We start from the raw sequence: 18,471 nt of genomic DNA on the forward strand, positions 1-18,471 counted from the left end.
CGCTTCGTCAGTCTCCCGTCCCGGGATCATGAACGCGCATAGCTTGCCCTGCCGCCTACGCAGAGCCACGCCATTCCTTAACCGCGGCAGCATGTTTGAAGAAGAGTCCCGATGCCATCACATTTTCTTGTAACGCATCCAATGTGGCGCAGTGCAGCCGAAGGCCGCATTGAACGGTTGCTTCCGCGAAAGCTAAGTTGATGCGGTCCCTGGCGCCCTGCCGGGGCCGGAGGAAGCAGGAACCTTGACCTCTTGATGATCGATCCGCTCCGCATGCCGGAATCCATTCTGGCACCCATGCGTCGGCAGCGGCTGGGTGGGGAGGCCTCGTGAGCCGGGGCGCACTTCGCGTTGCCGTTGTCGGAGTCGGCAATTGCGCGTCCTCTTTCGTGCAGGGTCTCACCTATTACCGCGATGCGGCGGCCAATGAGCCCGTGCCCGGGCTGATGAATGTGGAGCTGGGTGGCTACCATGTGCGGGACATTGAACTGTCCGCCGCCTTCGACGTGAACGCCTCCAAGGTCGGGCGCGACCTGGCCGATGCCATTCTGGCGCCGCCAAACAACACCCATCAGTTCGCCACCGTCGCACCCACCGGCGTGATGGTGGAGCGCGGCGCGACGTTCGATGGCATTGGGCGCTACCTCAGCGCCGAAATCACCGAATCGGATCTGCCCGTGGCCGATGTCGCGGGTGTCCTGGAGCGATCGCGCACCGATGTCGTCGTGTCCTACCTGCCGGTAGGCTCGCAGCGGGCGACGGAATGGTATGCCGAGCAGGCACTGAAGGCCGGATGCGCCTTCGTGAATTGCATCCCGGTCTTTATCGCTTCCAACCCCGAATGGCGGAAGCGCTTCGAGGCACGCGGCCTGCCGATCATCGGGGACGATATCAAGAGCCAGGTGGGCGCCACCATCGTGCACCGGGTCCTGGCCAACTTGTTCCGCGAGCGCGGCGTCCGGCTGGACCGGACCTACCAGCTGAACTTCGGCGGCAATGCCGACTTCCTGAACATGCTGGAACGCGAGCGGCTGGAATCGAAGAAGATCTCCAAGACCCAGGCGGTGACAAGCCAGTTCGAGATCCCGCTGCCGGCGCAGGATGTGCATGTCGGCCCCAGCGACCACGTGCCCTGGCTGACCGATCGGAAGTGGGCCCAGATCCGGCTGGAGGGCACCGGCTTCGGTGGCATGCCCCTGAATATCGAGTTGAAGCTCGAGGTGTGGGATTCGCCGAACTCGGCCGGGGTGGTCATCGATGCGGTGCGCTGCGCCCGGCTCGCGCTCGACCGCGGAGTCGGCGGCGCGCTGGTTGCGCCGTCCAGCTACTTCATGAAGTCCCCGCCCCAGCAGTTCCAGGACGGCGAGGCGCGCGAGCGGACCCTTCGTTTCGTGGCAGGCGAGATCTGAGGTGGCGCATGGCGACCACCTTCTTTCTGGTGCGGCACGCGGCGCATGATCGCGTGGGGAGCGTGCTCTGCGGCCGGATGCCGGCCGTGAGCCTGGGTGAGGCGGGACGGCGGCAGGCGCATGCGCTGGCCGACCGCCTCGCCGGTGAGCGAATCGACGCCGTCTATACCAGCCCGCTGGAGCGTGCACGGGAAACCGCAGCCCCCATCGCGGCGCGCATCGGTCTTGAGGCCCGTGTCAGCGACGCCATGGCGGAGATCGACTTCGGCGATTGGACCGGCAGGTCGTTCGCTTCGCTTGAAGGCGAGCAAGATTGGATTCATTGGAACGAAAGCCGCTCCACCGCGCGTCCGCCAGGCGGAGAGAGCATGGTCGAAGTGCAGTCCCGCGCGACGCGCGCGCTGGATCGTCTGCAGCAGGATTATCCGGAGGGCCGCATCGTGCTCGTCAGCCACTGTGATGTGATAAAAGCGACGCTCGCTTCCTATCTTAGGTTAACGCTCGACGGGCTTGCGAGGTTCGATATTGCTCCTGCATCCGTGAGCGTCTTGGTGGCTTGGGGCAGGGAAGGAAAAGTCCTGAGCATGAACGAGGCGATTGCGGCATGAGGATCGCCTTCTACGGATCAAGCCTTCTCTCTTCCTACTGGAATGGCGCCGCCACCTATTATCGCGGCCTGCTGCGCGATCTCGCCGCGCGCGGCCATGAAATCATTTTCTACGAGCCGGATGCGTTTGGGCGCCAGCAGCATCGCGACATCGAGCCACCGCCCTGGGCCGAGGTGCGCGTCTATCCTGCCACCACCGACGCGCTGCGCGAGGTGATGGCCGAGGCGGCGTTGGCGGATGTGGTGGTGAAGGCCAGCGGTGTCGGCGTTTTCGACGACGAACTGGTCGAAGGCGTGATGGCTGCCGCGCGGCCCGATGCCATTCGTATATTCTGGGACGTGGACGCACCCGCCACCCTCGCCGAGATTGGTGACGCGCCGGACCATGCGCTGCGCCGCGTGCTGTCGTCGCTGGACTTCGTGCTGACCTATGGCGGCGGCCCGCCGGTGATCGCGGCCTATGAGGGGCTGGGCGCGCGGCGCTGCATTCCGATCTACAACGCGCTGGATCCCGAGACACATCATCCGGTGCCTGCCGATCCGCGATTCGCGGCTGATCTCTCCTTCCTCGCCAATCGCCTGCCGGACCGCGAGGCGCGGGTGGAGCGCTTCTTCCTGGACGCTGCCGCGCGGCTACCGGACCGCCGCTTCCTGCTCGGCGGCAATGGCTGGGACGACAAGCCGATGCCAGGCAATGTGCAGCGCATCGGCCATGTCGGCACGCGCGACCACAACGCCTTCAACACCTCCTCCCTCGCGGTGTTGAACATCGCGCGGGACAGCATGGCCTTGACCGGCTACTCGCCCGCCACGCGGGTGTTCGAGGCGGCAGGCGCCGGCGCCTGCCTCATCACCGATGCCTGGGTTGGGCTCGAGCTGTTCCTGAAGGAAGGCGAGGAGGTGCTTGTGGCGCGCGACGGTGCGGAGTTGGCGGAGCATCTGCGCTCGCTTACCCCGGCCCGCGCGAAGGCCATTGGCGAGGCCGCCCTCTCGCGCGTGCTCGCCGAGCACACCTATGCACGCCGTGGTGCGGAGGTGGATAGGTTGCTGCGGAACGAGATGGCGCGCGTGCGGGCCCAGGGTGTCACGGCATGACGGCGCCACCGCTCCGGGTTGTCGTGCTGGGCCTCAGCCTTTCCTCCTCCTGGGGGAACGGTCATGCGACCACCTTCCGCGCCCTGCTCCGCGCCTTGGCCGCGCGCGGCCATGACATCCTGTTCCTGGAACGCGACGTGCCCTGGTACGCTCAGCACCGGGATCTTCCGTCGCCAGGATTCTGCAGACTGGAACTGTACGCCGATCTCGCGGCCCTTGAATCCTGGCGCGGCACCATCGCGCAGGCGGATGCGGTGATCGTCGGCTCTTATGTGCCCGAGGGCGTGGCGGTGGGACGCATGGTGCAGGATGCCGCGCGTGGCGTGACCGCCTTCTACGACATCGACACGCCCGTCACCCTCGCAAAGCTGGAGCGCGGCGACGAGGAATATCTCTCCCCCGCGCTGATCGCCGGATACGATCTCTATCTCTCCTTCACCGGCGGTCCGACGCTGGACCGGCTGGAGCGCCAATACGGATCGCCGGCGGCGCGCCAGCTCTATTGCTCCGTGGATGCCGATGCCTACCGCCCGCTCGACCTGCCGCCGCGCTGGGACCTGAGCTATCTCGGCACCTACAGCCCGGATCGCCAGCCGACTCTGGAGCGGCTGCTGCTGGAGCCGGCGCGCCGCGCGCCGGAGCTGCGCTTCGCCGTGGCCGGGCCGCAATATCCCGCCGATATCGACTGGCCCTCCAATGTCGAACGCATCGAGCATGTCCCGCCGGCCGACCATCCGGCTTTCTATGCACAGAGCCGATTCACGCTGAACGTCACCCGCGCCGACATGATCCGCGCGGGCTACAGCCCCAGCGTCCGCCTGTTCGAGACAGGCGCCTGCGGCGTGCCGATCATCTCGGACCGGTGGGACGGAATCGACACACTGCTCCGGCCCGATGAGGAGATCATCCTCGCCGATGACGCCGAAGCCGTTCTCCGCGCGTTGCTCGACATGCCCGAGGCGCGGCGACGCGAGATGGGGCGGGCACTGCGCGAACGCGTCCTTGGCGAGCACACGGCAGCTCACCGGGCGGCGGAACTGGAAGGGCACCTCCGCGAGTCCCTGGCCAGGCGTGCAGCTGCCTTCGGCCAACCCGCGGATGAACAGGTGACCTCGTGAGGAACGGCAAGACCAAGCTCGTGATGGTCGTCGGCGGCGCCGGCTTCCTCGGCTCCCATCTCTGCGATTATCTCCTCGGCGAGGGGAACCGCGTCATCTGCGTCGACAACTTCCAGACGGGACGACAAGACAACCTGCGGCACTTGAAGCGGGACCCGCGCTTCGACCTGGTGCAGGCCGACATCGCCGAGGCGCTTCCCGCTTCCCTCGCACCCGAGCGCCTGCATCTCAGCGCGATCTACAACCTGGCTTGCGCCGCCTCGCCGCGGCATTATCAGGCGGATCCCGAGCACACGATGCTCACCTGCGTCCTCGGCACGCGCTCGCTGCTGCGCCTCGCCGAGGCGACGGGCGCGCGCTTCCTCCAAGCCTCAACGAGCGAGATCTACGGCGATCCCGAGACCCATCCGCAGCGCGAGGACTACTGGGGCCATGTGAATGCGACCGGCCCCCGCGCCTGCTACGACGAGGGCAAGCGCGCCGCCGAGACCCTCGCCTTCGATTTCGCCCGCGCGCGGCGCGCCGAGGTGCGCGTGGCCCGCATCTTCAACACCTACGGGCCCCGCATGCGCGCCGATGACGGCCGCGTCGTCTCCAACGTCATCTGCCAGGCGCTGGCGGGCGAGGACATCACCATCTATGGCGATGGCAGCCAGACCCGTTCTTTCTGCTATGTGGACGATCTTGTCGACGGCCTCGTCCGGTTGATGGCCTGCGATCCGGAGCCGCCGGGCGCGGTCAATCTCGGCAATCCGGTGGAGCTGACGGTGCTCGACCTTGCTGAGCGCGTTCTGGCCCTCACCAACTCGCGCTCGCGCATCGTGCGCCGGCCGCTGCCGGTGGACGATCCCCGCCGCCGCCGCCCCGACATCTCCCGCGCGAAGGCGCTGCTGGGCTGGTCGCCGCGGGTGCCGCTGCAGACGGGGCTCGAGGCAACGGTCGCTTGGTTCCGGCGCGAGGCCGGTCCGGTGCAGCCGGTGCATCCCGCGCACCCTGCGCTGCCCGCCACGGCCAGCCGCCCGGATTGAGCGGCGGAGCGCCGGCTCCGCCCAGCCTCGGCAGGAGCGTCGCCGTGCCGGATGACGAGGCCGTGCGGCCGGCCTTCGTTGTGGTCGGCGGGGCGATCCCAGTGGCGCCAGTGCTTTCTGCCATACGCGCTCCGGCGGGATAGGCCACGCCGATGCTGGTCTATGGCGACGCGCCGCGCTGCGAGGACCCACGCCGCAAGCTGGTGGAACTGGCCGAGGCGCTCCGGTGCCTCGCAGACCTGCCGCCGGGCCTGGACCGCCATGCCGCGTTGGTCGACGCGCTGATCGAGGCGGGCGAGCTGGCGCAGGGCATCGCCGATGCCGATTTCGCCGATCGCGGGATGGACGAGCTGGGCGCCCCCGCGCCGGAAGCCGCCATGGCACTGCTCGGCCGGGTCGCGCGGGAGGTGTGCCTCTCCTGGGACACCGGCTTTGCCCAACTCGGGCCGGTGCCCGAGGCCGAGCTGGCCGCCCTGGCCGCCCTGGCCTTGCCAGAGGCGACACGAAGCCGGCGGGCCGAGGGCTTCGCCTATTACGCCCTCTACCCCGAGGCCTATGCGCTGGCGGCGGCATCCCTGCCGGCTGCTCGGCCGATGCGGGTGATCGGCCTCCGCTCGATCGGGGCGACCCTGGCGGCGATGGTCGCCGCCCGTCTTGGCGCAGTCCCTTCCCGTACCCTGCGCCCGGTGGGGCATCCGTTCCGCCGGGAGCTGGCTGTGGGGGAGCGGCTGGCGGCCGGTCTCCTTTCGAGCGCCACCGCCCGCTTTGCCGTGGTGGATGAGGGACCCGGCCTGTCCGGCAGCAGCTTCGGCGCCGTGATGGCATTCCTGGAGGACCGCGGGGTGCCGCTTTCGCGGATTCACCTCCTTCCCGGACATGGCGGCGAGCCCGGGCCGCAGGCATGTCCGGCTTTGCGTGCCCGCTGGGCGCGGGTGCAACGCCACCCCGCCTCCTTCGAAGATCTCCTCCTCCACGCCGCACGGCCGGAGCACCGGTTGGAAGGCTGGGCGGCCGAGCTGCTGGGATCGCCCGACGGGCCGCTGGAGGATCTGGCCGGCGGCACCTGGCGCCGGCTGCATGGGGGCGAGCCACCTATCCACCCCTATATGGAGCGCCGGAAATTCCTGTTCCGCCGGGGCGGCTCGGCCTGGCTGCTGAAGTTCGCGGGGCTCGGCCGCCACGGCGCCGCGCAGGCGGAGCGCGCCCGCCGTCTCCATGCCGCCGGCTTTACCCCGGAGGTTGCGGGCTTCCGCCATGGCTTCCTTGTCGAGCGTTGGATGGGGGAGGCGCGTCCCCTCGATCCGGCACGGTTCGACCGTGACCGGTTGGTCGCGCATCTTGGCCGCTACCTGGCCTTCCGCGCGCGGCACCTGCCGGCAGCGCCGGAAGGCGGCGCATCGGCGGAGGCGCTATGGCAGATGGCCCGCCACAACGCCGCCGAGGCGCTGGGCGAGGCGCTCGCCTCCCGGCTGGATGGCTGGAAGCCGGAACTTTCCTCGCTCGAGGCCCGCATGCGACGGGTCTGGACCGACAACCGCCTGCATGCCTGGGAATGGCTGGTCCTGCCCGATGGCCGGCTGCTCAAGACCGATGCGGTGGACCATGCGGCGGCGCATGACCTGATCGGCTGCCAGGACATCGCCTGGGATGTCGCGGGGGCGGCGGTGGAGCTTGGCCTGTCCGCCACCGAGCGGGAGCGTCTTCGCGCCTTGGTTGAAGCCGAGGCGGCGCGGGAGGTCGATCCGGCGTTGCTGGCCTTCCTAACGCCCTGCTACCTGGCCTTCCAGCTGGGCTATCACGCCATGGCGGCGGATGCGTCTAGCGAGGTGGACGCGGCGCGGGCTCGCCGTGCCGCCGATCGCTATGCCGAAGGCCTTCGGGAAGTTCTTGGCTTCGACTGACCGGCGCCGCATTCACGCTATCCAACATCCTTTCTTGCCGATATGATATATCAAGCGAGAAGCGAAGGACCGCCGCCATGTCCCAGGCGATGCCCAATACCCTGGCCGAAATCCGGACCGCGCCCCAGGCGGAGCGCCCTGCAGACGCCGCGCTCCGCGCCCGTGCCCGAAAAGTCATTCCCGGCGGCCTGTGGGGGCATCTCAACGCTGCCAAGCTCCCCGAAGGCTATCCGCAGTTCTTCACCCGCGCAGAGGGCTGCCGCCTCTGGGACGTGGATGGACGCGAATTCATCGACTTCATGTGCTCCTGGGGGCCGGTCGTGCTCGGGCACCACCATACGGTGGTGGAGGCCGCCGCCGCCCGCCAGGCGGCGCTCGGCGACTGCCTCAACGGCCCCGCGCCCGTATTGGTGGAGTTGGCCGAGTTGCTGGTCGGCATGATCCCGCATGCCGAATGGTGCCTGCTGGCCAAGAACGGCACCGATGCCACCACCGCCTGCGTCACCATCGCCCGCGCCGGCACCGGGCGGCGCAAGATCCTGGTCGCCCGCGGCAGCTATCATGGCGCGGTGCCCTGGTGCTCACCCTCCATCGCCGGGGTCACGGCCGAGGACCGAGCGCATTTGATCGCCTTCGACTACAATGATGCGGCCAGCCTGGAGGCGGCGGCGGAGCAGGCGGGGGATGACCTCGCCGGCATCATCGTCACCGCCTTCCGCCATGACATGAGCATGGCGCTGGAACTACCCGATCCGGACTTCGCCCGCCGGGCGCGCGCGGTCTGCGATGCGACCGGGGCGGCGCTGATCCTCGATGACGTGCGGGCGGGCTTCCGCCTGCATCTGGGTGGCTCCTGGGAACTGCTGGGCGTGCGGCCGGACTTGGCTGCCTACAGCAAGGCCATTGCCAATGGCTACGCCATGGCCGCCGTCACCGGTGCCGAGCGCTTCCGCGAGGCGGCGACGAAGGTCTTCACCACCGGCTCCTTCTGGTGCACGGCCGTGCCGATGGCGGCTGCGGTGGCGACGCTGACCGAGCTGCGCCGCATCGACGGGCCGGCGCGGATGCGCGCCATGGGCGAGAGGCTGCGCGCGGGCTTCGAGCGACTGGCGGCGCACGAGGGACTGTCCATCCGCAACAGCGGCCCGCCCGCCATGCCGCTGCTGCAGTTCGAAGGTGATACCGACTTCCGCCTGGGCGAGGCCTTCTGCGCCGAAGCGCTGCGCCACGGCGCCTATTTCCACCCGCGCCACAACATGTTCCTCTCCTGCGCCCATACCGAAGCGGATATCGACGCCGCCCTCACCGCCGCCGAGGCAGGGTTCAAGGCCGTCGCACGAATCGCCTGAGCAGCGCTTAGAACTTCTCGACCCAGGGGCGCAGCTCGACTTCGAGCGACCAGGCATCGCGAGGCTGCCGAAGGATGGACAGGTAGGTCTGCGCGATGCCCTCGGGGCTGAGCAGGCTGTCGGGGCGGTCTGCGGGTTCCGGGCGCCGGGCGCTGCGCACGCCGCCATCCACCACGACATGGGCGACATGGATTCCCTGCGGCCCGAGTTCCCGCGCGGCGCTCTGCGCCAGACCGCGCAGGGCGAACTTGCCCATGGCGAAGGCAGCGGAGAGTGCGAAGCCCTTCACGCTCGCGGTTGCACCAGTCAGCAGGATGGCGCCGCGACGATGCGGCAGCATGCGCCGGGCTGCCTGCTGCACGACCAGGAAGGCGCCGAAGGCGGTGACGGCCATCGCCTGCCGGACGGCCTTCGGATCCAGTTCCGCCAGCGGCCCCTGGGCGCGCGCGCTCGCATTGTAGATGACGACATCCGGCTCTCCGAGCTGCGCATCGGCCTCCATGAAGAGCCGCGCGACGGAAGCGGGGTTCGAGGCATCCGCGGCAAAGGCCAGCGCGCCGGTTTCGGCGGCCAGCGGCGCGAGCTTGGCGGCATCACGTGCCGCGAGGCCGACGCGCATGCCGGCGGCCGAGTGGCCGCGCGCCAGGGCGGCGCTGATCCCCGAGCCGGCGCCGACGATCAGCGCGGTGCGATAGGGCAGGTCCTGCATCTCGGCTCTCCGTTTCACGGCGGAATGCCGCGTGCCCAGCCTTAGCAAACCGGGCTTGACTCTTTTTATGATGGCAAACATCTATCCACAAAAATGATGGCCGTCATCAAAACGGTGCCGTGGCCATGGGTTCTGAATGGAAGGGCACCATCCCAATGCGGCCTGAGGGCAGGATCGTCGTGACCGGCATGGGGATCGTGTCTCCCCTTGGCGTCGGCATCGAGCCGATGTGGACGCGGCTGGCCGCGGGCCAATCCGGCCTGCGGCGGATTCCCGAGGCGGTCGTGCCGGATATCGAGGCCAAGGTGGGCGGGCTGGTGACGGCGCGGGAGGAGGAACCGCATGGCTTCGACCTGGCGGCCGCCGTCGAGGTGAAGGACCGGAAGAAGATGGACCGGTTCATCCAATTCGCCCTCGAGGCCGCGCCAGGCCACGCTGCAGGCCGGCTGGAACCCGCAGGAGGAGGGGCCGCGCCTGCGGACTGCGACCATCATCGCCTCCGGTATCGGCGGGCTGCACAGCCTCGTCGAGGCCGTCAGGACGGTGGATGCGAAGGGCAGCGGGCGGCTTTCGCCCTTCACCGTGCCCTCCTTCCTGGTGAATCTCGCCGCTGGCCATGTCTCCATCCGCCATGGCTTCGCCGGGCCCCTGGGTGCGCCGGCGACGGCCTGCGCCGCGAGCGTGCAGGCCATCGGCGACGGCATGCGCCTGATCCGGAACGGAGAGGCGGATGTGGCGGTTTGCGGCGGGGCGGAGGCCTGTATCAACCAGGTGGGCCTTGCCGGCTTCGCGGCGGCGCGGAGTCTGTCCACGCATTTCAACGAGGCTCCGGCCCAGGCCTCCCGGCCCTTCGACATCCGGCGGGACGGTTTCGTCATGGGCGAAGGCGCGGGGGTCCTCGTTCTCGAATCCCTGGACCATGCTGAGCGGCGCGGCGCGGAGCCGCTGGCGGAGCTGGTCGGCTACGGGACCAGTGCGGACGCCTTCCACGTGACTGCGGCACCGCCCGATGGGCGGGGCGCCCGGCAGGCCATGCTGCAGGCCCTGGCGATGGCCGGGCTGGAGCCGGCGGCGATCGGCTATGTCAACGCCCATGCCACCTCCACCCAGGTGGGGGATGCCAGCGAGCTGGCCGCCATCCGCTCAGTCTTCGGAGATGGGCGTGGCCCCGCGATCTCCTCGACCAAATCCGCGACCGGCCATCTCCTCGGCGCTGCGGGGGGTGTGGAGGCGATCATCTCCATCCTGGCGCTGCGGGACGGAATCCTGCCGCCCACCCTCAACCTTGAGGAGCCGGACCCCGCCGCGGGTTCGCTCGACCTCATCGGCCCTGTCGCACGGATGCAGGCGGCCGAATTCGCCCTCTCGAACGGCTTCGGCTTCGGCGGCGTCAACGCCTCAATCGTGCTCCGCCGCTGGCCGCCCTCTCGCCCTGGCGCATCCGCCATCGGGAAAGGAACCGACGATGCCTGACACCGAAGTGGTCCTGTGCAACCCGGTCCGCACCGCGATCGGGGGCTACAACGGAACGCTCAAGGGGGTTCCGGCCACCGATCTCGGCGCCGTTGTGGTCCGCGGGGCCCTGGCGCGCTCAGGGCTTGAGGGCGGGGAGATTGGCAGCGTCGTCATGGGCAATGTCATTCAGGCCGGGAACCGGATGAACCCGGCCCGGCAGGCGGCCATTCATGGCGGCCTGCCCGTCTCGGTGCCGGCGATGACCGTGAACCGCGTCTGCGGCTCGGGCGCGCAGGCGATCGTGACGGCGGCGCAGGAGATCCGGCTCGGCCAGCAGGCCCTGGCGATCGCGGGTGGCATGGAGAACATGGATCGCGCGCCCTACCTCATGGATGGCGGCCGCTGGGGCTACCGGATGGGCCCCGCCGAGATCCATGACAGCATGCTGCGGGACGGGCTGGTCGATGCCTTCTCGGGCGAACATTCGGGCTGGCATACCGAGGATCTCGTCTCCCGGGCGCAACTCAGCCGGGAGGCGCAGGACCGCTGGGCCGTGCGGTCCCAGCGGCGCTTCGCGGCGGCGCAGCTCGCCGGGCATTTCGACGCCGAGATCGTTCCCGTCCCCATCCAGGGCCGCAAGGGGCCAGAGAGCTTCACGCGGGACGAGGCGCCGCGGCCGGACACCAGTCTTGATGGGCTTTCGAGGCTCCGCCCGGCCTTCCGCCCGGATGGCAGCATCACGGCCAGCAATGCACCCGGGCTCAACAGCGGCGCCGCGGCGATGGTGGTGGCGGATCGGCGCGTCGCCGAGGCGAAGGGGATCGCGCCCGCTGCGCGGCTGGTCGCGCATGGCATCGCCGCGGTGGAGCCGGGCATGTTCGGCCTGGGGCCGGTTCCTGCCGTGCGCCAGGCGCTGGAGCGGGCCGGCTGGCGGCTGCCGGAGCTGGAGCGCATCGAGATCAACGAGGCCTTTGCGGCCGTTCCGCTCGCGGTGGCACAGGCGCTCGGCCTGCCGGAGGACATCATCAATGTCGAAGGCGGTGCCATTGCGCATGGACATCCGATCGGGGCCACCGGCGCGGTGCTGGTCACGCGCCTACTGCACGGCATGCGGCGGGACGGCCTGCGACGCGGCATGGTGACGCTGTGCATCGGTGGCGGACAGGGGATCGCCCTGGCGCTCGAGGCATACTGACGCGGCGGCATCGCATGGCGGGGCAATGCCCCGCTCAGGGGCCCTTGGGTCCGGAGGCTGGTCGAGCGCTTGTGCTGAGGCGGCACTTCTGCGCGGCAACAGAAGCAGTCGCGTGCGGTTTATCCCCGACGCGCCGGGTGGCGGGACCGGCTGTTTCGGCGCGCGTGCATTCCGCAACCGCCGGAGCCGGTGGCTGCGCATCCGCTGCGGGGATACCGATGCCTCCAGACCCTCTGTTCGATGCCGCCGCCCTTCAAGAGGCGTTCCGCCAACTGCTGGAAATCCGGTTGCCGGCATCCCTGGACCCTGAGGATCATGCCGGTGCCCTGCAGCTGATCCGGGATGACCTGTTCCTGCTCCTGCAACAGGCGGATATGGGACCGGACCCGGTCACGGGGATGATGCGCCGCGCGCTTCTCGCCGATGGGCTGGATGCGGCGGTGGATGACCTCCTCGCAGCGCGTGACGCGGCGTGAGGACGGCGCTTTCCGGACTCGCGGCATGGCCATTGCGGCAGCGTTGCTTCGCGAGCGGGAGGCTGCGCGGCACAGGATGCAGGATGCTCGTGCCGGAAGGATGCCGACGAGGGCTGGAACCACCTGAAACGCTGGCGCCCCGCCGGGCCCCTCGATCCTGTCGGGCTATCGCGCGGTCGGCTGGCGCAGCACGGTGACCGGGGCGCGAAGCATCCTTCCCCGCAGCCTTCGCGTCTCCTGCGAGCGGAGCAAGGAGCGCTCCACCTCCTGCAGAACTTCGAGCACGCGCTTCAATCGTTGCACCGTCGCGAAATCATCGAGATCCGACGGCGCCCCATGCGTCCTGCTCTGCCCGACGAGGCGTTCAAATTCACGCTGCCCTATCGTCATTGTGGCCCCCGCCCGGCTCCTGCCCCTGGATCGCTGCATCCACGCCTCCTTGTGCCTGTAGGTTCGCTCCCCAATGCCATAGTGGCCGACAGGCGAGATGATAAGCGCCGCGATTCGTCTCGGTTCCGTCCTGAACGAATGGCGTAATCAGGGCATATGCGGGCTATGGTTTTAGGAGCGATGACCTAGGCAAGCCCTCTGGCCAGGCGCGGGCGCGCCGCCGATCCGGGTGTCCTGTCCAGTCGAAGGGGCGCGTGCTCAGATGTGGGCGCCGCAAGTTTCATGGAGTGCTCTGTATGGAACGCCGGACGATGGAACGCCGGACGCGCGGTCGGGGACGAGGTCGCTTCGGGGCCCCGGAGGTACAAGCTTGATGCGGTGGTGCCGCCCGCGCGCATCGTGGAGGCGGTGGCGAAGGGGGAGATCGACGTCGCCGCCGTCTGGGGGCCTCTGGCTAGGTATTTCGCGCGACGGCAATCGGTGCCGCTGGTGCTCACCCCGGTGCGCCCACAGATCGACAGACCGCGCCTGCCCATGGTGTTCGACATCTCCATGGGCGTGCGGCGGGAGGATGACGCGTTTCAGCGCGAGATCGATGCGGCCATGGTGCGGAAGCGCGATGAGATCGACGCGATCCTGGCGGAATACGGCGTGCCGCGACTGGATGCACGCCGGCAGCGCGCGGAGAGGGCACCATGATGCGGGCGGTCCTCCTCGCGCTGGCCGCGGTGGCGGTGCTCGCGCTTCCTTCCTGCAAACGGGAGAAACGGGAGACACGGGCCAGTACGGTGCCGGCGGAGCAGCCGCGGCAGCTCGCCCTCAGCACCAACCATGCCGGCTCGGCCCAGGCGCCGCCGATGGAGAGCGCCGGCAAGCGATATGAGGAGAGCGCCTACCAGATAACCGAGGGCAAGCGGCTCTATACCTGGTTCAACTGCAATGGCTGCCATGCCAATGGCGGCGGCGATTCCGGGCCGCCATTGATGGATGACAAGTGGATTTATGGCGGCGAGATCCAGAACATCTACGCCACCATCCAGCAGGGGCGGCCGAATGGCATGCCGAGCTTCCGGGGGCGCATCCCGGACCATCAGATCTGGCAGGTTTCCGCCTATGTGCGCTCGATGGGCCGCAATGTCCGCATGGACATCGCCCCGAGCCGCAATGACGACATGCACCCGCGCGCTTCCGAGAACCGGCTGCCCCTGGCACCTCCCGTCGCCGGCGGCAGCACTCCGCCGAGTGCCCAGCATCCCCAATGAAGGTCCCGGCCCGCATCCTGCTGTTGCCCCTCGCGGCCGTGGCACTGGGCGGCAGCGGCTGGCAATCGGCGCTGGAGGCGCATGGGCCGCAGGCGGAGCGGATCGCGGATCTGTTCTGGCTTTTCGTCTATGTCTGCGGCGCGATCTGGGGGCTGGTGGTCCTGGTGCTCTGCATCGGGCTCCTGCTCCGACGGCGCGCGGCCGTGCCCGCCTCGCCGCTTGCACTGAACCCCGCCACTGAGCGGCGCACGACCGGGATCGTGACGGCGCTGGTCGGGGTGACGGCGCTCATTGTCTTTGTCCTGACCGGCCTGAGCTATGTGACGGGAAGCGGCTCGCCTCCCTCGCGCAGGACACGCCGATGACGCTTCAGGTCACCGGGCATCAGTGGTGGTGGGAGATCACCTATCAGGATCCTTCGCCCGAGCGGGTCCTGCGCACGGCGAACGAAATCCATATCCCGACGGGGCGGCCGGTCCGGCTGGTGCTCAACTCCACCGACGTCATCCACAGCATGTGGGTGCCGAACCTCTTCGGGAAGCGCGACCTGCTTCCGGGACTGCAGACTGTCATTGACTTCCAGGCGGATAAGCCCGGCGTCTATCGTGGGCAATGCGCCGAGTTCTGCGGGCTGCAGCATGCCCGCATGGGCTTCCTGGTCGTGGCCGAGCCGCCGGAGGCCTTCGATGCCTGGCGCCTGGCGCAGCTGCGTGCGGCGGAAGCGCCGAAGGAGCCGGAGCGGCAGCGTGGCGAGCAGGTCTTCCTCCGCTCCAGCTGCATCATGTGCCATCAGGTGCGCGGCACGCCCTCGGCCGGGCGGGTGGGGCCGGAGCTGACGCATCTGGCCACCCGCCAATTCATCGCGGCGGGCACCCTGCCGATGAACCGCGGCAACCTGGCCGGCTGGATCACCGACCCGCAGAGCATCAAGCCCGGGGCCAACATGCCGATGACGCAGATTCCGCCCCGGGACCTCCAGGACCTCGTCAGCTATCTGGAGGGGCTGCGATGAGCGTCACCGAGTCCGACCGCCTCAAGGAGCAGGAGGAGCGGGAGGACGCGGGGGCGCCCCGCGACAGCACGGCGGATGAGGCCGAGCTGCACCGCGTGCTGAGCGAGACCTGGGGCACGAAACCCGGCTTCTGGGGGTGGATCACCACGGTCGACCACAAGTTGATCGGGCGGCGCTATATCGCAACGACCTTTTTCTTCCTGTTCCTGGCGGGTCTTGCCGCCATGGTCATGCGCGCACAGCTGGCGCAGCCGGAAGGGCAGGTGGTGGGGCCGGACCTCTACAACCAGCTCTTCACCATGCACGGCACGACGATGATGTTCCTGTTCGCCGTGTCGGTGATGGAGGCGGTGGCCGTCTTCATCATCCCGCTGGTGATGGGCACGCGTAACATCGCCTTCCCCCGTCTCAACGCCTTCTCCTATTGGGTGTTCCTGTTTGGCGGGGTGATGGTCTGGGGCGCCTTCTTCCTGAACATCGGCCCCGATGTCGGGTGGTTCGCCTATGTGCCGCTGTCCGGCCCGGAATTCTCGCCAGGCAAGCGGGCGGATTTCTGGGCGCAGATGATCACCTTCACCGAGGTGGCGGCACTGGCCGTGGCGGTGGAGCTGATCGTGACCATCCTGAAGCAGCGTGCACCTGGGATGACGCTCGATCGCATCCCGCTCTTTGCCTGGGCGATGCTGGTCACCGCCTTCATGGTGATGTTCGCCATGCCATCGGTGATGGTGGGCAGCTCCATGCTCATCATGGACCGGTTGGTCGGCACGCATTTCTTCAACCCGGCGGAGGGCGGCGACGTGCTGCTGTGGCAGCACCTGTTCTGGTTCTTTGGCCATCCGGAGGTCTACATCATCTTCGTCCCGGCCAGTGGCATGATCTCGGTCATGCTGCCGGCCTTCACGCGCCGGCCAGTCTTCGGGCATCTGGCGCTGGTGCTGTCCGTGATCTCGATCGGCATCCTCAGCTTCGGGCTCTGGGTGCACCACATGTTCGTCACGGCCTTGCCGCAGCTGGGGGAGAGCTTCTTCACGGCCTCCTCCATGCTGATCGCCATCCCGAATGGCATTCAGATCTTCTGCTGGGTCGCGACCATCGTCTCGGGAAAGCCGCGCTACGCGACGCCGATGCTCTTCATCATCGGCTTCATCATCACCTTCGTCATCGGCGGGTTGACGGGAGTGATGGTGGCCTCCGTCCCGCTGGATACGCAGGTGCATGACAGTTACTTCGTGGTGGCGCATTTCCACTACGTACTGATCGGCGGCGCCGTCTTCCCGCTGCTCGGGGCGGTGTACTACTGGTTTCCGAAGTTCACCGGGCGGATGATGAGCGAGCGGCTTGGCCGCTGGAACTTCTGGCTGGCCTTCCTCGGCTTCAACGCCGCCTTCTTCCCCATGCACCTGCTGGGCCTCTGGGGCATGCCGCGGCGCATCTACACCTATCAGCCGGAGCTGAACTGGGGGGACATGAACCTCTTCGTCAGCCTCGCCGCTGTCGTGGTCTTCGCGAGCTTCGCGCTGTTCCTCTGGAACGTCCTCTACAGCCTGCGTCATGGCGAGCCGGCTGGGGATAATCCCTGGGATGCGGATACGCTGGAATGGGCCACCAGCTCGCCACCGCCGGCCTACAACTTCGCCCATATTCCTGTCGTCACGGCGCGGGAGCCGCTCTGGGCGGAGCGCCGCGCCCTGCCGGTCGCGGTTGGGCTGCGGACGGATATGCGCGAGCTGGTCATCACCTCCGTCACCGAGGCGAGGCCGGAGTTGCGGGAAAGCTCGCCCGATCCATCCATCTGGCCGCTGATCTCCGCCATCGCCCTGACGGGCCTGTTCATCGGCTCGATCTTCACGCCTTGGGCGGTGGTCTATGGTTCCATCCCGCTGACCATCGCGCTGACCGCCTGGTTCTGGCCGAAAGGCGACAAGGAGGATGAGGCATGAGGCCCATGCGTCCCGTCCAGGACCTCTCCGGCCTGCCCAGCTACGGCTTCGGGACCAAGAGCCCTGTCTGGTGGGGGACGCTGGCCTTCGTGGCGATCGAGGACGGCGGCTTCATCGTCGCCATCGCCAGCTATCTCTACATCGCCTTCGTCAACCGGGTCTGGCCGCTGAGGGCGCCGCCGCCGGATCTCGGGCCGTGCACGGCGGTGCTCGTCCTGTTGCTCATCAGCCTGTGGCCCAACTGGTGGCTGGACCGTGCCGCACGTGAGGAGAACCTGCGCAAGGTCCGCATCGGCATGGTGGTGATGACACTGCTGGCTACGGCGCCGCTGATCGTGCGGATCTGGGAGTTCCCGGCGCTGAACGTCCTTTGGGACACCAATGCCTATGGCTCGATCAACTGGCTGCTGCTCGGCCTGCACACGATACATCTGCTGACCGATTGGGGCGATACGCTGGTGCTGGCTGTGCTGATGTTCACCCGCCACGGCCATGGCAAGCGCTTCAGCGATGTGAGCGACAACTGCTTCTACTGGTATTTCGTCATCGCCTCCTGGGTGGTGCTCTACCTCTTCATCTATTTTGTGCCGAGGCTGTGACGGGCCATGGCGGCGCTCGCACCCCGAAGCTATGCCTGGGCCGGCCTCGTGGCGGGGCCGGGCGCATGGGCGATCGGCACGCAGGCGAAGTACAGCTATGTGTCGCTGGCCTGTGCCGACCATCCGGTGCTGGTGACGGTCGGCATCACCCTGCTCTCGGCCATCCTGGCCGTTCTGGGCGGCGTGATCTCCTGGCGGGCCTGGAAGACCTTCCGCGAGGCCGAGCGGGTGGTGCCGCCGGATGGCCGCGAGGCACGGGAATTCCTGGCGGTGGTCAGCATCCTGATGGCGGCCCTCTTTACCGCGGTGATCCTGGTGCAGGGCGCGGCGGGCTTCGTCTTCGACGGGTGCGAGCTATGAGGTGGCTGCTTCTTCTCGCACTGATCGCGGCTTCGCCGGCCCTGGCGCATGAGGGGCATCACCATGCGGAACCCGGCTTTGACATTGAGCTCGACCCCGTGGTGGTCGTGCCGCTGCTGGTCTCGGCGGTGCTGTATGGCCGAGGCGTCGCGCGGCTTTGGGGCAGGGCCGGGATCGGCCGGGGCGTGGCGGTCCGGCAGGCGGCCTGTTTTGCCCTAGCATTACAGTTGCGCGTTACGTTTGAGGTGGGCTTGCTGGGCGACAGCTTGATGTGCTCGTCGCCAGAGTGACCATGCGATGACGTGGGCGGGCCGGATTTTTCGTTGGGCCAGTTGGACCGCTATGCGGCGGACTTCCTGGATAGACCAGCGGACGAGTGCCCGTCCTTGCGACTCACGCGGGCTGAGGTTTGCTCATCGGCAGCGTTTGCGCGGTGTCGGATCACCGCCATCATGGCGAAAGCCAGCATGACCAGCGACACGTGTCGATGCCAGCCGTGCCAGGAGCGTGTTTCGTTGTGGGTCAGGCCGAGTTCGTTCTTGGCGGTCTCGAAGCTGTCCTCG

Annotated in this window: 19 protein-coding genes and 2 pseudogenes; 18 read left to right on the top strand and 3 right to left on the bottom strand. The window is 68.3% G+C overall.

The features are described from left to right. Positions 1 to 389: 389 nt before the first annotated feature. From GSE44_RS15770 to GSE44_RS15800, 7 genes are all read left to right on the top strand, one after another. On the top strand, positions 390 to 1,409 hold the full coding sequence (locus tag GSE44_RS15770; RefSeq protein ID WP_235924869.1) for an inositol-3-phosphate synthase: 1,020 nt from the start codon (positions 390 to 392) through the stop codon (positions 1,407 to 1,409). An 8-nt stretch (positions 1,410 to 1,417) separates the two neighbouring features. Beyond that, complete coding sequence (locus tag GSE44_RS15775) at positions 1,418 to 2,017, top strand: histidine phosphatase family protein (protein ID WP_159349779.1); 600 nt, start codon at positions 1,418 to 1,420, stop codon at positions 2,015 to 2,017. After that, on the top strand, positions 2,014 to 3,111 hold the full coding sequence (locus GSE44_RS15780) for a CgeB family protein (RefSeq protein ID WP_159349780.1): 1,098 nt from the start codon (positions 2,014 to 2,016) through the stop codon (positions 3,109 to 3,111). Before GSE44_RS15775 ends, GSE44_RS15780 begins: the two co-directional genes overlap by 4 nt. Continuing rightward, positions 3,108 to 4,229, top strand: a complete 1,122-nt coding sequence (locus tag GSE44_RS15785; protein WP_159349781.1) for a CgeB family protein — start codon at positions 3,108 to 3,110, stop codon at positions 4,227 to 4,229. Before GSE44_RS15780 ends, GSE44_RS15785 begins: the two co-directional genes overlap by 4 nt. Beyond that, entirely contained in the window at positions 4,226 to 5,257 is a 1,032-nt protein-coding gene (locus GSE44_RS15790) for a UDP-glucuronic acid decarboxylase family protein (protein WP_328799087.1), read from the top strand. The genes GSE44_RS15785 and GSE44_RS15790 overlap by 4 nt, the downstream gene beginning before the upstream one ends. Positions 5,258 to 5,409: 152 nt before the next feature. Further along, positions 5,410 to 7,158, top strand: a complete 1,749-nt coding sequence (locus GSE44_RS15795) for a hypothetical protein (RefSeq protein ID WP_159349782.1) — start codon at positions 5,410 to 5,412, stop codon at positions 7,156 to 7,158. A 77-nt stretch (positions 7,159 to 7,235) separates the two neighbouring features. Then, on the top strand, positions 7,236 to 8,507 hold the full coding sequence (locus GSE44_RS15800; RefSeq protein ID WP_235924870.1) for an aminotransferase class III-fold pyridoxal phosphate-dependent enzyme: 1,272 nt from the start codon (positions 7,236 to 7,238) through the stop codon (positions 8,505 to 8,507). Positions 8,508 to 8,514: 7 nt separating this feature from the next. On the opposite strand, the gene GSE44_RS15805 is transcribed toward GSE44_RS15800, so the two are convergent. Further along, entirely contained in the window at positions 8,515 to 9,216 is a 702-nt protein-coding gene (locus tag GSE44_RS15805; protein ID WP_159349783.1) for an SDR family NAD(P)-dependent oxidoreductase, read from the bottom strand. A 188-nt stretch (positions 9,217 to 9,404) separates the two neighbouring features. Here GSE44_RS15805 and fabF point away from each other — a divergent pair. The 3 genes and pseudogenes from fabF (at position 9,405) to GSE44_RS15820 (ending at position 12,342) form a co-directional block, all read left to right on the top strand. Next, positions 9,405 to 10,689 (top strand): annotated as a pseudogene (gene fabF, locus GSE44_RS15810) (beta-ketoacyl-ACP synthase II). Beyond that, positions 10,682 to 11,866 carry a thiolase family protein gene (locus tag GSE44_RS15815; RefSeq protein WP_159349784.1) on the top strand — a complete coding sequence of 395 codons (1,185 nt, stop codon included), beginning with the start codon at positions 10,682 to 10,684 and terminating at the stop codon, positions 11,864 to 11,866. The pseudogene fabF and the gene GSE44_RS15815 overlap by 8 nt, the downstream one beginning before the upstream one ends. A 218-nt stretch (positions 11,867 to 12,084) precedes the next feature. After that, positions 12,085 to 12,342 carry a hypothetical protein gene (locus tag GSE44_RS15820; RefSeq protein ID WP_159349785.1) on the top strand — a complete coding sequence of 86 codons (258 nt, stop codon included), beginning with the start codon at positions 12,085 to 12,087 and terminating at the stop codon, positions 12,340 to 12,342. Positions 12,343 to 12,507: 165 nt separating this feature from the next. On the opposite strand, the gene GSE44_RS15825 is transcribed toward GSE44_RS15820, so the two are convergent. Next, positions 12,508 to 12,771, bottom strand: a complete 264-nt coding sequence (locus GSE44_RS15825; RefSeq protein ID WP_159349786.1) for a hypothetical protein — start codon at positions 12,769 to 12,771, stop codon at positions 12,508 to 12,510. A 342-nt stretch (positions 12,772 to 13,113) separates the two neighbouring features. Here GSE44_RS15825 and GSE44_RS15830 point away from each other — a divergent pair, with 342 nt between their 5' ends. From GSE44_RS15830 to GSE44_RS15860, 8 genes are read left to right on the top strand one after another with little or no spacing between them, the layout of a single operon-like run. After that, the gene (locus tag GSE44_RS15830) at positions 13,114 to 13,431 is read left to right on the top strand and encodes a type 2 periplasmic-binding domain-containing protein (RefSeq protein ID WP_201306095.1); all 318 of its coding nucleotides are present in this window, start codon (positions 13,114 to 13,116) and stop codon (positions 13,429 to 13,431) included. Further along, complete coding sequence (locus GSE44_RS15835; protein ID WP_201306096.1) at positions 13,428 to 13,994, top strand: c-type cytochrome; 567 nt, start codon at positions 13,428 to 13,430, stop codon at positions 13,992 to 13,994. The genes GSE44_RS15830 and GSE44_RS15835 overlap by 4 nt, the downstream gene beginning before the upstream one ends. Continuing rightward, on the top strand, positions 13,991 to 14,359 hold the full coding sequence (locus tag GSE44_RS25345; protein ID WP_201306097.1) for a cytochrome c oxidase subunit II: 369 nt from the start codon (positions 13,991 to 13,993) through the stop codon (positions 14,357 to 14,359). The genes GSE44_RS15835 and GSE44_RS25345 overlap by 4 nt, the downstream gene beginning before the upstream one ends. Next, complete coding sequence (locus GSE44_RS25350; protein WP_201306098.1) at positions 14,356 to 15,006, top strand: c-type cytochrome; 651 nt, start codon at positions 14,356 to 14,358, stop codon at positions 15,004 to 15,006. Before GSE44_RS25345 ends, GSE44_RS25350 begins: the two co-directional genes overlap by 4 nt. Continuing rightward, positions 15,003 to 16,949, top strand: a complete 1,947-nt coding sequence (ctaD, locus tag GSE44_RS15845) for a cytochrome c oxidase subunit I (protein WP_159349787.1) — start codon at positions 15,003 to 15,005, stop codon at positions 16,947 to 16,949. The genes GSE44_RS25350 and ctaD overlap by 4 nt, the downstream gene beginning before the upstream one ends. After that, positions 16,946 to 17,548: a cytochrome c oxidase subunit 3 gene (locus tag GSE44_RS15850; RefSeq protein WP_159349788.1), complete on the top strand. Its 603-nt coding sequence runs from the start codon at positions 16,946 to 16,948 to the stop codon at positions 17,546 to 17,548. Before ctaD ends, GSE44_RS15850 begins: the two co-directional genes overlap by 4 nt. Positions 17,549 to 17,554: 6 nt before the next feature. Next, positions 17,555 to 17,908, top strand: coding sequence for a hypothetical protein (locus tag GSE44_RS15855; RefSeq protein ID WP_159349789.1), 354 nt, complete (start codon positions 17,555 to 17,557; stop codon positions 17,906 to 17,908). Next, complete coding sequence (locus GSE44_RS15860) at positions 17,905 to 18,198, top strand: hypothetical protein (RefSeq protein ID WP_159349790.1); 294 nt, start codon at positions 17,905 to 17,907, stop codon at positions 18,196 to 18,198. The genes GSE44_RS15855 and GSE44_RS15860 overlap by 4 nt, the downstream gene beginning before the upstream one ends. A 50-nt stretch (positions 18,199 to 18,248) precedes the next feature. Here GSE44_RS15860 and GSE44_RS15865 read toward each other — a convergent pair. After that, positions 18,249 to 18,471 (bottom strand): annotated as a pseudogene (locus GSE44_RS15865) (IS701 family transposase); the annotation flags it as partial.

Source organism: Muricoccus harenae (genome assembly GCF_009848505.1).
Lineage (GTDB): Bacteria > Pseudomonadota > Alphaproteobacteria > Acetobacterales > Acetobacteraceae > Roseomonas > Roseomonas harenae.

Bases quoted from the DNA above. Each gene is read 5' to 3' on its own strand.
- GSE44_RS15775 (WP_159349779.1), top strand. From the start codon at position 1,418: ATGGCGACCACCTTCTTTCTGGTGCGGCACGCGGCGCATGATCGCGTG.
- GSE44_RS15780 (WP_159349780.1), top strand. From the start codon at position 2,014: ATGAGGATCGCCTTCTACGGATCAAGCCTTCTCTCTTCCTACTGGAAT.
- GSE44_RS15785 (WP_159349781.1), top strand. From the start codon at position 3,108: ATGACGGCGCCACCGCTCCGGGTTGTCGTGCTGGGCCTCAGCCTTTCC.
- GSE44_RS15795 (WP_159349782.1), top strand. From the start codon at position 5,410: ATGCTGGTCTATGGCGACGCGCCGCGCTGCGAGGACCCACGCCGCAAG.
- GSE44_RS15800 (WP_235924870.1), top strand. From the start codon at position 7,236: ATGTCCCAGGCGATGCCCAATACCCTGGCCGAAATCCGGACCGCGCCC.
- GSE44_RS15805 (WP_159349783.1), bottom strand. From the start codon at position 9,216: ATGCAGGACCTGCCCTATCGCACCGCGCTGATCGTCGGCGCCGGCTCG.
- GSE44_RS15815 (WP_159349784.1), top strand. From the start codon at position 10,682: ATGCCTGACACCGAAGTGGTCCTGTGCAACCCGGTCCGCACCGCGATC.
- GSE44_RS15820 (WP_159349785.1), top strand. From the start codon at position 12,085: ATGCCTCCAGACCCTCTGTTCGATGCCGCCGCCCTTCAAGAGGCGTTC.
- GSE44_RS15825 (WP_159349786.1), bottom strand. From the start codon at position 12,771: ATGCAGCGATCCAGGGGCAGGAGCCGGGCGGGGGCCACAATGACGATA.
- GSE44_RS15835 (WP_201306096.1), top strand. From the start codon at position 13,428: ATGATGCGGGCGGTCCTCCTCGCGCTGGCCGCGGTGGCGGTGCTCGCG.
- GSE44_RS25345 (WP_201306097.1), top strand. From the start codon at position 13,991: ATGAAGGTCCCGGCCCGCATCCTGCTGTTGCCCCTCGCGGCCGTGGCA.
- GSE44_RS25350 (WP_201306098.1), top strand. From the start codon at position 14,356: ATGACGCTTCAGGTCACCGGGCATCAGTGGTGGTGGGAGATCACCTAT.
- ctaD (WP_159349787.1), top strand. From the start codon at position 15,003: ATGAGCGTCACCGAGTCCGACCGCCTCAAGGAGCAGGAGGAGCGGGAG.
- GSE44_RS15850 (WP_159349788.1), top strand. From the start codon at position 16,946: ATGAGGCCCATGCGTCCCGTCCAGGACCTCTCCGGCCTGCCCAGCTAC.
- GSE44_RS15855 (WP_159349789.1), top strand. From the start codon at position 17,555: ATGGCGGCGCTCGCACCCCGAAGCTATGCCTGGGCCGGCCTCGTGGCG.
- GSE44_RS15860 (WP_159349790.1), top strand. From the start codon at position 17,905: ATGAGGTGGCTGCTTCTTCTCGCACTGATCGCGGCTTCGCCGGCCCTG.